11 protein-coding genes and 1 pseudogene are annotated in these 13,681 nt (G+C 72.0%); 6 read left to right on the top strand and 6 right to left on the bottom strand.

What is annotated here, in order from left to right:
• Positions 1-55 precede the first annotated feature (55 nt).
• From ACSHXN_RS25900 to ACSHXN_RS25890, 3 genes and pseudogenes are all read right to left on the bottom strand, one after another.
• Positions 56-889 (bottom strand): annotated as a pseudogene (locus ACSHXN_RS25900) (sugar phosphate isomerase/epimerase family protein); the annotation flags it as partial.
• On the bottom strand, positions 886-2,037 hold the full coding sequence (locus ACSHXN_RS25895; protein ID WP_356297364.1) for a dihydrodipicolinate synthase family protein: 1,152 nt from the start codon (positions 2,035-2,037) through the stop codon (positions 886-888). The pseudogene ACSHXN_RS25900 and the gene ACSHXN_RS25895, both read right to left, overlap by 4 nt.
• Positions 2,034-3,185: a Gfo/Idh/MocA family protein gene (locus ACSHXN_RS25890; protein WP_355129341.1), complete on the bottom strand. Its 1,152-nt coding sequence runs from the start codon at positions 3,183-3,185 to the stop codon at positions 2,034-2,036. The genes ACSHXN_RS25895 and ACSHXN_RS25890 overlap by 4 nt, the downstream gene beginning before the upstream one ends.
• Before the next feature lie 360 nt (positions 3,186-3,545).
• On the opposite strand from ACSHXN_RS25890, the gene ACSHXN_RS25885 reads away from it, so the two are divergent.
• The 4 genes from ACSHXN_RS25885 to ACSHXN_RS25870 all read left to right on the top strand — a co-directional run bounded on the left by ACSHXN_RS25885 (position 3,546) and on the right by ACSHXN_RS25870 (position 7,854).
• Positions 3,546-4,601, top strand: a complete 1,056-nt coding sequence (locus ACSHXN_RS25885; RefSeq protein ID WP_356109783.1) for a LacI family DNA-binding transcriptional regulator — start codon at positions 3,546-3,548, stop codon at positions 4,599-4,601.
• 111 nt (positions 4,602-4,712) lie between these two features.
• Positions 4,713-5,648, top strand: coding sequence for a bifunctional helix-turn-helix transcriptional regulator/GNAT family N-acetyltransferase (locus tag ACSHXN_RS25880; RefSeq protein WP_356109756.1), 936 nt, complete (start codon positions 4,713-4,715; stop codon positions 5,646-5,648).
• Positions 5,649-5,685: 37 nt separating this feature from the next.
• Complete coding sequence (locus tag ACSHXN_RS25875; protein ID WP_438303786.1) at positions 5,686-6,486, top strand: sugar phosphate isomerase/epimerase family protein; 801 nt, start codon at positions 5,686-5,688, stop codon at positions 6,484-6,486.
• Positions 6,487-6,570: 84 nt separating this feature from the next.
• Positions 6,571-7,854: an MFS transporter gene (locus ACSHXN_RS25870; RefSeq protein WP_355129335.1), complete on the top strand. Its 1,284-nt coding sequence runs from the start codon at positions 6,571-6,573 to the stop codon at positions 7,852-7,854.
• Positions 7,855-7,921: 67 nt separating this feature from the next.
• Here ACSHXN_RS25870 and ACSHXN_RS25865 read toward each other — a convergent pair whose 3' ends face one another.
• The gene (locus ACSHXN_RS25865) at positions 7,922-8,566 is read right to left on the bottom strand and encodes a GNAT family N-acetyltransferase (RefSeq protein ID WP_438303785.1); all 645 of its coding nucleotides are present in this window, start codon (positions 8,564-8,566) and stop codon (positions 7,922-7,924) included.
• Positions 8,567-9,001: 435 nt separating this feature from the next.
• On the opposite strand from ACSHXN_RS25865, the gene ACSHXN_RS25860 reads away from it, so the two are divergent.
• Entirely contained in the window at positions 9,002-10,828 is a 1,827-nt protein-coding gene (locus ACSHXN_RS25860) for a glycoside hydrolase family 3 protein (RefSeq protein ID WP_438303784.1), read from the top strand.
• Positions 10,829-10,930: 102 nt separating this feature from the next.
• Entirely contained in the window at positions 10,931-11,554 is a 624-nt protein-coding gene (locus tag ACSHXN_RS25855; RefSeq protein WP_355129329.1) for a hypothetical protein, read from the top strand.
• Positions 11,555-11,668: 114 nt separating this feature from the next.
• On the opposite strand, the gene ACSHXN_RS25850 is transcribed toward ACSHXN_RS25855, so the two are convergent.
• The gene (locus tag ACSHXN_RS25850; protein ID WP_438303783.1) at positions 11,669-13,090 is read right to left on the bottom strand and encodes an aminopeptidase; all 1,422 of its coding nucleotides are present in this window, start codon (positions 13,088-13,090) and stop codon (positions 11,669-11,671) included.
• A gap of 122 nt (positions 13,091-13,212) precedes the next feature.
• Complete coding sequence (locus ACSHXN_RS25845) at positions 13,213-13,599, bottom strand: hypothetical protein (protein ID WP_355129384.1); 387 nt, start codon at positions 13,597-13,599, stop codon at positions 13,213-13,215.
• Positions 13,600-13,681: the final 82 nt, after the last annotated feature.

Genomic DNA, 13,681 nt, shown 5'->3' with positions numbered 1-13,681 from the left:
CGTCCGATGAGGGCTGATCGTTTGACGACGCGGCACATCCTGAGACTCGTTCCTCGGCCACGTGCTCCACGAAGCGCGCCACCGTTTCGGCCAGCACCTCCCGCCCGTCCCTGGCCCACAGCGCGTCGTTGAAGAGTTCGACCTCGATCGGACCGGTGTAGCCCGCCGCCTCCACGTACCCCTTCCACTCCCGCATGTCGATCGCCCCGTCGCCGAGCCGGCCACGGCCGGTGAGGACTCCCTCCGGCAGCGGGGTGGTCCAGTCGGCGAGCTGGAAGGCGTGGATGCGGCCGCCGGCACCCGCACGGGCGATCTGCCCGGGAGCCGTGTCGTCCCACCAGATGTGGTACGTGTCGACCGTGACCCCCACCTGCCCTGCCGGGAAACGCTCGGCGAGGTCCAGCGCCTGCGCCAGGGTGGAGACCACACAGCGGTCGGCGGCGTACATCGGGTGGAGGGGCTCGAGGGCCAGCCGCACCCCCCGCTCGGCGGCGTACGGTGCCAACTCGGCCAGTGCGTCGGCGATCCGTTCCCGTGCCCCGCGCAGGTCCCGGGAGCCGGCCGGAAGCCCGCCCGACACCAGGACCAGTGTGTCCGTGCCCAGGGCCGCCGCCTCGTCGACCGCCCTGCGGTTGTCGGACAGGGCACGGAGCCGTTCGGCCGGGTCGATCGCGGTGAGGAAGCCGCCGCGGCACAGCGTCGTCACCGTCAGCCCGGAGTCGCGGCACAGCCTCGCCGCGGCCTCCACTCCGTACGACTGCACGGGGTCCCGCCACAGACCCGCATTGCGCACCCCCGACTCCGCGCAGGCCGAGACCAGTTCGGGGATGCTCAGCTGTTTCACCGTCATCTGGTTGATGGAGAAGCGCTCCGGTGCCCTGCCGCTCATCCGTCCACCCCGTACAGGGCCAGCAGTGTCCTCATCCGTGTCTCCGCACGCTCGGGATCCGGGAACAGACCGATGCCGTCGGCGAGTTCGTACGCCTTCACCAGGTGCGGCAGCGAACGCGCCGACTGAAGGCCGCCGACCATCGTGAAGTGCTCCTGGTGGCCGGCGAGCCAGGCGAGGAAGACCACGCCCGTCTTGTAGAAGCGGGTGGGAGGCTGGAACAGGTGGCGGGACAACTCCACCGTGGGGTCGAGGAGTTCGTGGAAGCCCGTCACATCGCCCGTGTCCAGTGTCCGCACCGCCTCGGCCGCCACGGGACCCAGCGGGTCGAAGACGCCGAGCAGCGCGTGGCTGAATCCCTTCCCGTCGCCCGCGATCAGCTCGGGGTAGTGGAAGTCGTCTCCCGTGTAGCAGCGCACACCGGGCGGGAGGCGGCGCCGCAGATCGATCTCCCGCCGGGCGTCGAGCAGCGAGATCTTCACGCCGTCCACCTTGTCCGGGTGCGCGGCGACGACCTCCAGGAACACCTCTGTGGCCGCGTCGAGGTCGGCCGAACCCCAGTAGCCCTCGAGGGCCGGATCGAACATCGGCCCGAGCCAGTGCAGGATCACCGGGTCGGCGACCTGGCGCAGCAGGTGGCCGTAGAGCTCGAGATAGTCCTCGGAGCCCTCCGCGGTGGCGGCCAGCGCACGGGACGCCATGAGGACCGCCTGTGCGCCCGCCTCCTCGACGACGGCGAGTTGTTCCTCGTAGGCCGTACGGATCTCCGCCAGGGTGCCGGCCGCCGACTGGTCGGTGCCGGCGCCGCAGGCGATGCGGCCGCCGACGGCCTTCGCCTCGGCCGCGGACCGGCGGATCAGTTCCGCCGCGCCCGCCCAGTCCAGTCCCATCCCGCGCTGGGCCGTGTCCATGGCCTCGGCGACACCGAGTCCGTGCGACCACAGATGGCGGCGGAAGGCCAGGGTGGCGTCCCAGTCGACGGCGGCGGGCGCGTCCGGGGACACGTCCGCGTACGGGTCGGCCACGACGTGCGCGGCGGCGTGGACGGTGCGGGAGGTGAAAGGGGTGCCGGTGGAGACGACGAGGGGTGCGCGGCGCGGCTCGTACCTCCTGAGCCGGCCGTCCGCGCCCGGGAGCCGGATGGTCACAGCACGATCTCCGGAACGTCGATCCGGCGGCCCTCGGCCGAGGACCTCAGGCCCAGTTCGGCGAGCTGGACGCCGCGGGCGCCGGCCAGCAGGTCCCAGTGGTAGGGCGCGTCGGCGTACACATGCCGGAGGAACAGCTCCCACTGGGCCTTGAAGCCGTTGTCGAACTCGGCGTTGTCCGGCACCTCCTGCCACTGGTCGCGGAAGGCGTCCGTGGCGGGGACGTCCGGGTTCCAGACCGGCTTGGGGGTGGCGGACCTGTGCTGCACCCGGCACCTGCGCAGCCCGGCGACGGCCGAGCCCTCGGTGCCGTCGACCTGGAACTCGACGAGTTCGTCGCGGTGGACGCGCACGGCCCAGGAGGAGTTGATCTGGGCGATCACTCCGCCTTCCAGTTCGAAGACGCCGTAGGCCGCGTCGTCGGCCGTGGCGTCGTACGGCTTGCCGTTCTCGTCCCGGCGCCGGGGGACATGGGTGGTGACCAGGGCCTGGACGGAGCGGACCCGGCCGAACAGCTCGTGCAGCACGTAGTCCCAGTGCGGGAACATGTCGACGGCGATCCCGCCGCCGTCCTCGGCCCGGTAGTTCCAGGACGGCCGCTGGGCGGACTGCCAGTCGCCCTCGAAGACCCAGTAGCCGAACTCGCCGCGGACGGACAGGATCCGGCCGAAGAAGCCGCCGTCGATCAGGCGCTTCAGCTTCAGCAGCCCGGGCAGGAAGATCTTGTCCTGGACGACCCCGTGCCTGACGCCCCTGTCGCGGGCCAGGCGGGCCAGCTCCAGCGCGCCTTCCAGGCCCGTCGCGGTGGGCTTCTCCGTGTAGATGTGCTTGCCCGCCGTGATCGCCCTTCTGATCGACTCCTCACGCGCCGAGGTGACCTGCGCGTCGAAGTAGATCTCGACGTCCGGTTCGGCGAGGACCGCGTCCACGTCCGTCGACCAGTGGTCGAGTCCGTGCCGCCGGGCGAGCGCCTCCAGCGCGTCCTCGCGGCGGCCGACCAGCACGGGCTCGGGCCACAGCAGGGTGCCGTCGTCCAGCTCGAGGCCGCCCTGTTCGCGGATGGCGAGGAGGGAGCGGACGAGGTGCTGCCGATGTCCCATGCGCCCCGTCACACCGTTCATGGCGATGCGCACCGTCCTGCGTGTCACGTCATGGCCTCCGTACTCGTCCGGCGCCCCGCCCCCGGACGAGCGTGGCAGCAAGCGCTTTCTGGGCACAACGACGCTAACCGCCGTGCGACGGGCCGGACAAGACCGCGGCCCTCGGCACGGTATGAACCCGCACGGCCTCCCACGGTGCGACATGTCGTATACGCCACGGTGCCGTTGGTCGATCCGTCGAACAAGGGGAACCGCGGGCCTGTACACGGATGTCCGCAGAGCTGTAGACGGATCTCTGTGGATGCGCGCGGGGCCCGCCCCGAGGTGCGCGCCCCCTGAACCACGACGACAACGGTGAGAACTCACGACACCGACGAGCATCACGAGACCCACGACCGGAGGACGACGATGACGGTGACCCTGGCGGACGTGGCGGCGCGCGCACAGGTGTCGCCCGCCACCGTGTCGCGTGTCCTGAACGGCAACTACCCGGTGGCGGCGACGACCAAGGAGCGGGTGCTGCGCGCGGTGGACGAACTGGACTACGTCCTCAACGGTCCGGCCAGCGCCCTCGCGGCGGCCACGTCCGACCTGGTCGGCATCCTGGTGAACGACATCGCCGACCCGTTCTTCGGGATCATGGCGAGCGCCATCCAGTCGGAGATCGGGGGTCCCGGGGGACGCGCGGGCGGCGAACGGCTCGCCGTGGTCTGCAACACCGGCGGCTCGCCCGAGCGGGAGCTGACCTATCTGACCCTGCTGCAGCGGCAGCGGGCGGCGGCCGTGGTGCTCACCGGCGGCGCGGTGGAGGACAGCGCGCATGTGGCGGCCGTGGGCTCGAAACTGCGCAAGCTCGCGGCGGCGGGGACCCGTATCGTCCTGTGCGGGCGCCCACCGGTCCCCGAGGCGATCACCCTGACCTTCGACAACCGCGGCGGCGCCCGGCGGCTCACCGAGCACCTGATCGCGCTCGGGCACCGGCGGCTCGGGTACATCGCGGGCCCGGAGGAGCGCACGACCACGCGGCACCGGCTGGAGGGACACCGGGCGGCTCTGGCCGCCGCCGGCATCGAGGACGACCCCCGGCTGACGGTGCACGGCCGTTACGACCGCCGGGCCGGGTACGAGGCCACCCTTGAACTGCTGCGCCGCGATCCGTCGTTGACGGCGGTCGTGGCGGCGAACGACACGGTGGCGCTCGGTGCCTGCGCGGCACTGCGGGACTCCGGTCTGCGCATCCCCGAGGACGTGTCGGTCGCCGGCTTCGACGACCTCCCGTTCGCGATCGACGCGGTACCGGCCCTGACGACGGTGCGCCTGCCGCTTGCGGAGGCGGGTGCCCGCGCGGGCCGGGTCGCCATGGGCCGGGAGGAGCCGCCGCCGGGCGGGATCACCACGGTGGGCGGGGAGTTGATGGTCCGGGGATCGACGGCGGCCCCGCGGTCCTCCGGGCGGGCAGGCTGACGACGAACCGGTCCCGTACCGGCGCCGGGCCCCATGGACGGCGGCCGGAAGCCGACGTACTCTTCCCTTACATCTCTGACTGAGTCAACCATCGGACTGCCGGGGCCGACCATGACCGTCCAGGACTTCCGCTCGTTCAACCGCTTCTACACGAACGTCATCGGCGCGCTCGACTACGGCCGCCACCTCTACGCCCCGTACACGCTCACGGAGACCCGTGTGCTGTACGAACTGGCCCACGCCCGTCGTACGGACGCGGCCGACCTGCGTGCCGAACTCTCCCTGGACGCGGGATACCTGAGCCGCATCCTGAACAAGTTCGAGCAGGACGGGCTGGTCGAGCGGGCACCCTCGGAGACCGACACCCGACGGCGTCGCGTCAGCCTCACCCCGCGCGGCCGGGACACGGCGGCCCTGCTGGAGGAGCGGGCCCGCGAGTCCGTCTCCGTGCTGCTCGACGGCGTCTCCCCCGCCGACCGGCCGCGCCTCGCGGAGGCGATGCGCACGATCCGTACGGTCCTCGAAGGCGGCCGCGCACCGCGCCCCGAGGACGTGGTGCTGCGCGACCCCGCCCCGGGCGACCTGGGCTGGATCGTGCAGCGCAACGCCGCCGTGTACGCCGCCGAGTACGGCTGGAACGCCGACTACGAGGGACTGGTGGCACGGATCGTCGCCGACTTCGCCGAGGACCACGACCCGCACCTGGAACGGGTGTGGATCGCCGAGAACGCGGCGGGCCGGCCGGTGGGATGCGTCATGTGCGTACGGGACGAGGCGCCGGCCACCGCCCGGCTGCGACTGCTGCTCGTCGAGCCCGACGCACGCGGACTCGGCGTCGGCGACCGGCTGGTCCAGGCGTGTGTCGACTTCGCGCGCGGTGTCGGCTACCGCGAACTGGTCCTGTGGACCAACGACGTCCTCACCGCCGCCCGCCGTATCTACGGGCGTCACGGCTTCGTCCTCGTCGGCGAGAAGCCCCACCGCTCCTTCGGCAGGGACCTGGTCGGCCAGGACTGGCGGCTCGACCTGCTCGGGCCGCCCCGCTGAGGACGAAGGGCACCGCCGGCGAGTAGGGTCGCCGGGCATGAAGGCGGCATTCTCCACCCTCGGCGTCCCCGGCCTGCCCGTGACGGACGTGGTCCGGCTGGCGGCCGGGCACGGCTATCAGGGCGTGGAGGTGCGGGCGCATCCCGAGGAGCCCGTGCATCCCGGCATCGGCCCGGCCGAGCGGACCGCGGTCGCCGCGGAGTTCACGGCGGCCGGCATCGAGATCATGGGACTCGCGGGATACGCGCGCGTCGCCGCGCCCGGTGCCGACGGACCCGTACTCGCCGAGATCCGGGCGCTCCTGGACCTGGCCCGCGACATGGGCGCCCCCACTGTCCGCGTCTTCCCCGGCGGTGGTGGCGAGCAGTCCGCTTCGGAGGCCGACGCCATCGCCGCACGACGGCTGGGCACCGCTGCCGAGTACGCCGCCGACGTCGGCGTGCGCATCCTGCTGGAGACCCACGACTCGCACCCCACGGGCGCGGACGTCATGCGGGTCCTCGGTGCGGTCGGCCACCGCCACGCGGGCGCGCTGTGGGACGTGATGCACACCTGGCTGGGCGGCGAGCAGCCGCGGGAGACGTATCCGGCTCTGTCCCCGTACCTCGGCTACGTCCAGGTCAAGGACATCGCGTCCGCCGACGACAGGACCCCGCTGCCGCTCGGTTCCGGTGTGCTCCCGCTCACCGAGTGCGTTCAGGTCCTCTCCCGCCACGGCTGGGACGGCTGGCTGTGCTGGGAGTACGAGAAGCGGTGGTACGAGGCCGCCGCGCCGCTGCCGGAACTGCTCGGACCGGGGCGGGAGCATCTGGCCCGGCTGCTCGGCGAGTCGGCGTGAGCCACGCGATATTCGCTGGCCGGGTGAGACGGGCGGCGACTAGCCTCCGCGAGTGACCGCGCACGCCCGCCCCGCCCTGCTCTCATGAGTCTCACCCGCACGTTGATCGACGTGCGGCCGCTGCGGACCTCCCCGGCCTTCCGGCGGCTGCTGTTCGGGCGGACCGTGTCCGTGCTCGGCAGCTTCATGGCCATGGTCGCCGTCATGTACCAGGTCTGGGACATGACGCACAGCACGGTCTGGACGGGTGCCGTCGGGCTGGCGCAGGCGCTGCCGATGGTGGTGGTCGGGCTCTTCGCGGGCTCCTTGGCGGACCGGGGCGACCGACGGCGGATCTTCCTCGTCGCCACCGTGGGCCAAGGGGTCTGCTCCCTGCTGCTCGCGGTGCAGGCCTTCCTCGGGCATGTCCCGGTGGCGGTCGTGCTGGCCCTGCTGGCCGTGCACTCCTGCTTCGGCTCGGTGAGCGGACCGGCATCCGGGGTGTTCGTGCCGCGGCTGCTGCCCAAGGAGGAGGTGGCGGCGGGACTGGCCCTCAACCAGATCTCCGCCCAGGCGATGATGCTGCTCGGCCCCGCGCTGGGCGGTCTGGTGCTCGGCTGGACGGGGACCGGGGTCTGTTACCTGCTCGACGCCCTGAGTTTCGCCCTCGCCTTCTACGGCGCCTTCGGACTCCCCTCGCTGCCGCCCGACGGCGAGCCCTCGCGTACCGGAGTGCACGGCGTTCTGGACGGGCTGCGCTTCCTGGCCGGGCACCGGGTGGTGCGTGGGGCGCTGCTCACCGACCTGGCCGCCACCGTGCTCGCGATGCCGATGGGCCTGTTCCCCCTGGTCAACGCCGAGCGCTTCGGCGGCAGTCCGCGCACGCTCGGTCTGTTCCTGTCGGCCGTCGCCGTCGGTGGTGTCACCGCCTCGGCCCTGTCCGGCTCGGTCACCCGTCTCGGGCGCCCGGGCCTGGTGATGCTGTGCGGCTCCGGCACCTGGGGCGGGGCGCTGGTCCTCTTCGGGCTGACAAGCAGCCCCTGGGCCGGACTCGGGCTGCTCGTCCTGGCCGGAGCGGCCGACACCACCGCGGTGATCTCGCGCAGCACGATCGTGCAGACCCGCACCCCGGACGCCCTGCTGGGCCGGGTCACCGCGGCCGAGCAGATCGTCGGCCAGGGCGGCCCCAACCTCGGCAACCTGCGCGGCGGCCTGGTCGCCGGCTGGACCTCCGGCACGGTCGCACTGGTCAGTGGCGGCCTGCTGTGCCTGCTGGCGGTCGTGTTCGTGGGCGCGAGCACACCGGAACTGCGGGAGCGCGCCGAGCCAGGTGCCCCGCACGGGACCGCCCCCGAACTGCGGGACGCGGCCGCACCGGATGTGCCCTGAGCCCTGTGGGCCCCGCTCCGGGCACCACCTTCGGGACGGCCGCCCCGCGCAACCGCGGGCGCCGAGGCTACCCGGCCGTCTCCGCCGCGGCCCGACCCGCCGTGTGCACTCGCGCCTGCAGGAGCGAGCGGCGCTCGGGCCACTCCTGCGCCGTGATCGAGTAGATCGCCGAGTCACGGAGCAGGCCCTGCTCCCCCGGCGCCCAGGAGCGGGACCAGTTGCGCGGAACGCCCTCGAAGCGGGCGCCGACGCTCTCGATGGCCGCGCGGGAGCGACTGTTGCGGGCGTCGGTCTTCAGGTCGACGCGGGAGACATCCCATTCCTCGAACGCATGGCGGAACAGCAGCAGTTTGGCCTCGGCATTGACGCCCGTGCCCTGGGCGGACCTGGCGAGCCAGGTGAAACCGACCTCGACGGCGTCCAGTCGGGCGTCCGACAGCCGGCAGCGCGGCTCCCAGTACGACGTGGCGCCGACCGCCCGTCCGGTGGCGAGGGAGATCTGGGCGTACGGCGCAAGCCGGCCGGTCGCCGCGCGGTCGAGTTGCGCGGCGATGTAGTCGCCCACTTCCTCGGCCCTCGGGACCCATGTGTACGCGTACGACACCCGGTCCTCCTCCGCCGCCACCGCCAGGTCGGCCGCGTGCCGCTGCCCGAGTGGTTCCAGCCGTACGAGCGAGCCCTCCAGGACCGGCCCCTTCAAGATGAACGTCACGGCCGGAGTGTGGCGCACCCGCCCGCACACGTCGAACGGATCACCGGTCCGAGCGGACGTCCGCCGGGTGGCGGAGTGCTTCGCCCTGCCCCTCGGACAGCCACAGACACCCCAGGCCGTCGTCCTGGGATCAGCGGTTTCAACTTCCCGCGACATGGCCGGAACCGGGAACCCGTCCACCCCCGCGCCCGTCCCATCCGCGAGCTGCCGGATGAGTCTCCGCCTGCGGTGTCGGCCTCGCTGCTGGCTGCGATCGCTGACCACCCTCTCCGCCGCACGCGGCCGGCAGCATGCCGTCATCGGCGCGCCCCCCTCCAACAGCGCCGATGACGGCCCCTCGCCGTTACTGCGCATTCCCTTGACTGGCAGAAACTTCCCGGATATTGGTGACTCCTTGGAAGTTTCCTTCAGCGATCTCCTCCGGAAGGAGCGCACGTGCACGGCGCCGGTACAGGAAGCACCCCCACCCCCTCCAGACGGACGGTCCTCGCCGCCACCGCGGGCCTGACCACGGCCCTCGCACTCACCCCGGGCACAAGCCATGCCGCGGTGCCCGCAGACGGCCGGCTCCGGGACCTCATCTCCCGTATGACGCTCGAAGAGAAGGTCGGCCAACTCTTCGTGATGCGGGTCTACGGCCACTCGGCCACCGACCCGGACCAGGCCGACATCGACGCCAACCTCCAGGAGATCGGCGTACGGACGGCCGCCGAGCTGATCGCCAAGTACCGCGTCGGCGGCATCATCTACTTCGCCTGGGCGCACAACACCCGTGATCCGCACCAGATCGCGGATTTGTCGAACGGGATCCAGAAGGCGTCGCTGGACCAGCCCCGCGGGCTGCCCGTCCTCATCGCCACGGACCAGGAGCACGGCATCGTGGCGCGCGTGGGCAAGCCCGCCACGCTGTTCCCGGGCGCGATGGCGGTCGGAGCGGGCGGCTCCCACGCCGACGCCCGCACCCTCGGCCGCATCTCCGGCGCCGAGTTGCACGCCCTCGGCATCCGCCAGGACTACTCGCCCGACGCCGACGTGAACGTCAATCCGGCCAACCCGGTCATCGGCGTACGGTCCTTCGGCGCCGACCCGGACGCGGTGGCGGGCCTGGTCGCGGCCGAGGTGAAGGGATACCAGTCCTCGGGGGTCGCGGCGACCGCCAAGCACTTCCCGGGTCACGGCGACACCGCCGTCGACAGCCACTTCGGCTTCCCCGTCATCACCCACAGCCGCGAGCTGTGGGAGCAACTCGACGCGGTGCCCTTCAGGGCGGCGATCCGCGCCGGGATCGACGCGATCATGACGGCGCACATCATGGTCCCCGCCCTCGACGACTCCGGTGACCCGGCGACCCTCTCGCATCCGATCCTCACCGGAATCCTGCGCGAGGAGCTGGGCTACGACGGGGTCGTGGTCACCGACTCGCTGGGGATGGAGGGAGTGCGCCAGAAGTACGGGGACGACCGCGTGCCCGTGCTCGCCCTGAAGGCCGGCGTCGACCAGCTGCTCAACCCGCCGTCCCTGGACGTGGCGTGGAACGCGGTGCTCCAGGCAGTACGGAGCGGTGAGCTGACCGAGGCCCGGCTCGACGAGTCGCTGCTGCGCATCCTGCGGCTGAAGGCCGGACTGGGGCTGCTCGAGCGACCGTTCGTCTCCGATGCCGGCGTCGACCGGACCGTCGGCATCCCGGCGCACCTGCGTGCGGCGGACCGTATCGCGGACCGCACCACCACGCTGCTGGTCAACGACCGCCGCCTGTTGCCCCTCTCCCGCCGCACCCACCGCCGGGTGCTGGTGATCGGCGCCGATCCGGCCTCCCCGTCCGGCACCGACGGACCGCCCACCACCGTCCTGGCCGACGCCCTCACCGGTCTCGGGTTCACGGCGACCGCGCTGTCCACCGGCACCGCGCCCTCACCGGCGACGATCGAGAAGGCGGTGGCCGCAGCGGAGAACGCGGACGCGGTCGTCGTGGGCACGTACAACGTGACCGCGGCGAGCTCCCAGCGGACGCTGGTGAACCAGCTGATCGGCACCGGGAAGCCCGTCGTCGCGATCGCCCTGCGCAATCCGTACGACGTGGCCCAACTGCCCGACGTGGAGGCGTTCCTGGCGTCGTACTCCTGGACGGACGTCGAACTGCGTGCGGCCGCCCGGGTGATCGCCGGTCGGGTGCGACCGCGCGGAAAGCTGCCGGTGCCGGTGCAGCGGGCGGACGACCCGGCGCAGGTGCTGTACCCCGTCGGGTTCGGGCTGTCGTACTAGGGGTACGCCCCGCACCGGACAGCTCCTCCCCAACTGTCGCAAAGCACCCCACATGTCTGGCGTGAGCCGTGGCCGCGGGTCACGCTGGACCGGGGGGTCGCGATGCGAGGGACACGGGCGCTGCTGGGTGCGCTGCTGGCGGCTGTGCTGGCGGCGGCCGGGATCACCGGCTGCCAAACGGCGTCGGACCCGGCGAAGGACCGGCCGAGCGGGAGCGCCACGGCCACCCGACCGATCGGCTACGGCGCCGAGTTCCTCGCGGTGGACGAGTGCAGTTCCTTCGGGACGACCAGTTCCACGGAAGTCCCGTGCACCAGCGAACGCGCGGCGGCACGGGTGATCGCACGCTACGACGGCAATCCGTCGCACGGTCCGGCCTGCCCGGCCACCACGGACTTCGTGCTGCACATCAGCGAGTCCCGGCCCGCCTCGGACGAGGACGGGGACGGGGCGGTGCCGCAGGGCTACGCATGCATGCGGAACCTGGAGCCGCCCCACCCGGGCGACCCCGGGGGCGGTGGCGGACCGCGCACCGTCGTGGGCGACTGCGTGTACGGGGCGGGCAAGGGACAGGTCCGCGAGACGGCCTGCGACGGCAAGGGGAGCCACGCCCCCGAGTACAAGGTGACATCGGCGGTGGCACGCCGCGCGCAGTGCCCCGGATCGACGGCTCTCTACGTCCAGTTGGGCGGCAGCAGGCCGGTCGGGTGCGCGCGGCAGATGTGAGCGCGTGCGGGGACCGCCGGGCGAACCCGGCGGTCCCCGCCGCCGTGCATGGCCGCCGTCGCGGCGCGGGACGCGGGGCGGCCGGCCCTCGGTCCCCGCCGCGACGGCGACACGTCACGGCCTGAGCGCCGGTTCGCGCTCCACGTCGCGACGGTCCAGCCGTGCGTCGTACTGCGCCAGCGGCTTCGCCGCCGACGGGTTCTCCTGCACCGTCGTCGACGCGACGCCCGCCCAGTCCAGGATGCGGGCCGTGGCCAGCGCCTTCTGGTCGGCGGCCAGGCCGGCCACGTTCGCACCGTGGTTCATGCCCGGGGCCGTGAAGACGTAGGAGTCACGGGCGCCCGCGCCGACCCGGAAGCGTTCCGCGCCCCACGGGTCGTTCTGGCCGTAGACGAAGAGCATGTGCTGCGCGTGGTGCCTGACCCAGGTGTCCACGTCGTGCATCGCGCCCGGCCGGAACGTCATCGGGATGGAGCGGGGCACGAAGTTCCGGGGCGGCTGGTACCCGTAGCGCACGTACTTCTTCTCGATGTACGGGAAGTGGATCGTCGGCGCTCCGAGCTGCGTGCCCGCCTGGTAGTAGTACGGCGTGTACGGCTCCAGGCCCTGGTCGGTGTAGAAGGAGAAGCCGGAGATCGTGTCGACGGAGTTCCAGATCTCGTCGTCCGTCGCGTGCTTCGCGTCCGCCGGGATCGTGTCGCAGTCCGACAGCAGGCTGTACTGCCAGAAGCCCCAGACGTAGTCGAGGACGACGGCCTCGTAGGCCCGGTCCAGGCTGCCGACCGTGGTGAACGTGTAGCCGTTGTCCGCCGCGTACTGCTTGTACTTCTTCTCCAGCGGCTCACGGCGCACCAGCGCCTCGCGCTGCACCGCCTGCAGCCGGTCCCGGCACTCCTTGGTGCCGACCTTCGTGAAGAAGCGGTCGTAGGCGGAGTCCTCGTTGTTCACGACGTCGTTCGGGGCGACGTACGCCACGATGCCGTCCATGTCACGCGGGTAGAAGCGCTCGTAGTACGTCGCCGTCATACCGCCCTTGGAGCCGCCCGTCGCGAGCCAGTGGCGGCCGTAGATCGGCTTGAGCGCCTCGTAGATGCGGTGCTGGTCGCTCGCCGCCTGCCAGATGTCGAGCTTCGACCAGTCGGCGGGCTGCGGGCGGGACGGGGTGAAGAAGCGGTACTCCATGGAGACCTGGTTGCCGTCCACGATCTGGGTCGGCTCACGGCGGCTCGGGGTCGTGGAGACGTTGTACCCGCCGGTATAGAAGACGGTCGGCCGGGAGACGTCCTTGTGCAGCACGGTGATCCGCTGCTGGAACGTGCCCTTGGACGGGTGCCGGTGGTCCACCGGCTGGGTGTAGTTGAGGACGAAGAAGCGGTACCCGGTGTACGGCTTCTCCTCGATCAGGCTCATGCCCGGTATGGCGAGCAGCCGGTCCTTGATGTCCGTATCGGCGGTGGCGGCGGTGGCCGCTCCGGCCGTACTCAGCGTGCCGACGAGTACCACGAGCGCCAGCAGCCATCTGAGCACCTTGCGCATGCACCCTCCCCTGTGAACGCGGATGTCCGCCGGAACCTAGCGGAGCAACTGGTCTCACACCAGGGGAGGTCGGGAAAACCTGTGAGTCGGCCGAGAACATCCCCGCCGCGCCCGGCGGTCCGTCAGCACAGGATCCAGCCCGAGCTCACCGACCCGGTCCCCACCGAGCCGCGCAGCCATACGCACCGGTGACCGGAGTACACGGTCACGGGGCCCGCGTGATGGGTGTAGCGGCCGGTGTCGACCGCGGGGCGCAGGCCGCGTGCCTGCACGCTGACCGACATCGGCGTGCGGCCGGACACCTTCTTCGTCACGGTCACGGCGCACACATAGCCGCCGTGCCGGTAGACCCGCACGGAGCCGGTGGAGAACGGCAGCGTACGCACCTTTCGCCCGGAACAGGAGTCGGCCGCCACGGCGTTGCCCGGGCTCACCATCGCGAGCACACCGGACGCCGTCAGCACGGCCAGACCGAACGCCAGGCGTCGGCGTATCGCACCACTGTCCACCGTTGTCCTCCCCGTGACGATCAGCGTACTGATGTACGGACGCATGACGTAGTCGGGATGGTTGCGTCCGGCGGGGGCCATG

The sequence above is a fragment of the Streptomyces sp. HUAS TT11 genome, from assembly GCF_051553595.1.
GTDB lineage: Bacteria > Actinomycetota > Actinomycetes > Streptomycetales > Streptomycetaceae > Streptomyces.
The sequence above is the reverse complement of the archived record's forward strand: the minus strand, read 5'-3'. Positions and strand labels throughout refer to the sequence as shown.

What these genes read in the sequence shown, in the direction of transcription:
- ACSHXN_RS25885 (WP_356109783.1), top strand. Translation starts at nt 3,546, where the DNA reads ATGACGGTGACCCTGGCGGACGTGGCGGCGCGCGCACAGGTGTCGCCC.
- ACSHXN_RS25880 (WP_356109756.1), top strand. Translation starts at nt 4,713, where the DNA reads ATGACCGTCCAGGACTTCCGCTCGTTCAACCGCTTCTACACGAACGTC.
- ACSHXN_RS25875 (WP_438303786.1), top strand. Translation starts at nt 5,686, where the DNA reads ATGAAGGCGGCATTCTCCACCCTCGGCGTCCCCGGCCTGCCCGTGACG.
- ACSHXN_RS25870 (WP_355129335.1), top strand. Translation starts at nt 6,571, where the DNA reads ATGAGTCTCACCCGCACGTTGATCGACGTGCGGCCGCTGCGGACCTCC.
- ACSHXN_RS25855 (WP_355129329.1), top strand. Translation starts at nt 10,931, where the DNA reads ATGCGAGGGACACGGGCGCTGCTGGGTGCGCTGCTGGCGGCTGTGCTG.
- ACSHXN_RS25850 (WP_438303783.1), bottom strand. Translation starts at nt 13,090, where the DNA reads ATGCGCAAGGTGCTCAGATGGCTGCTGGCGCTCGTGGTACTCGTCGGC.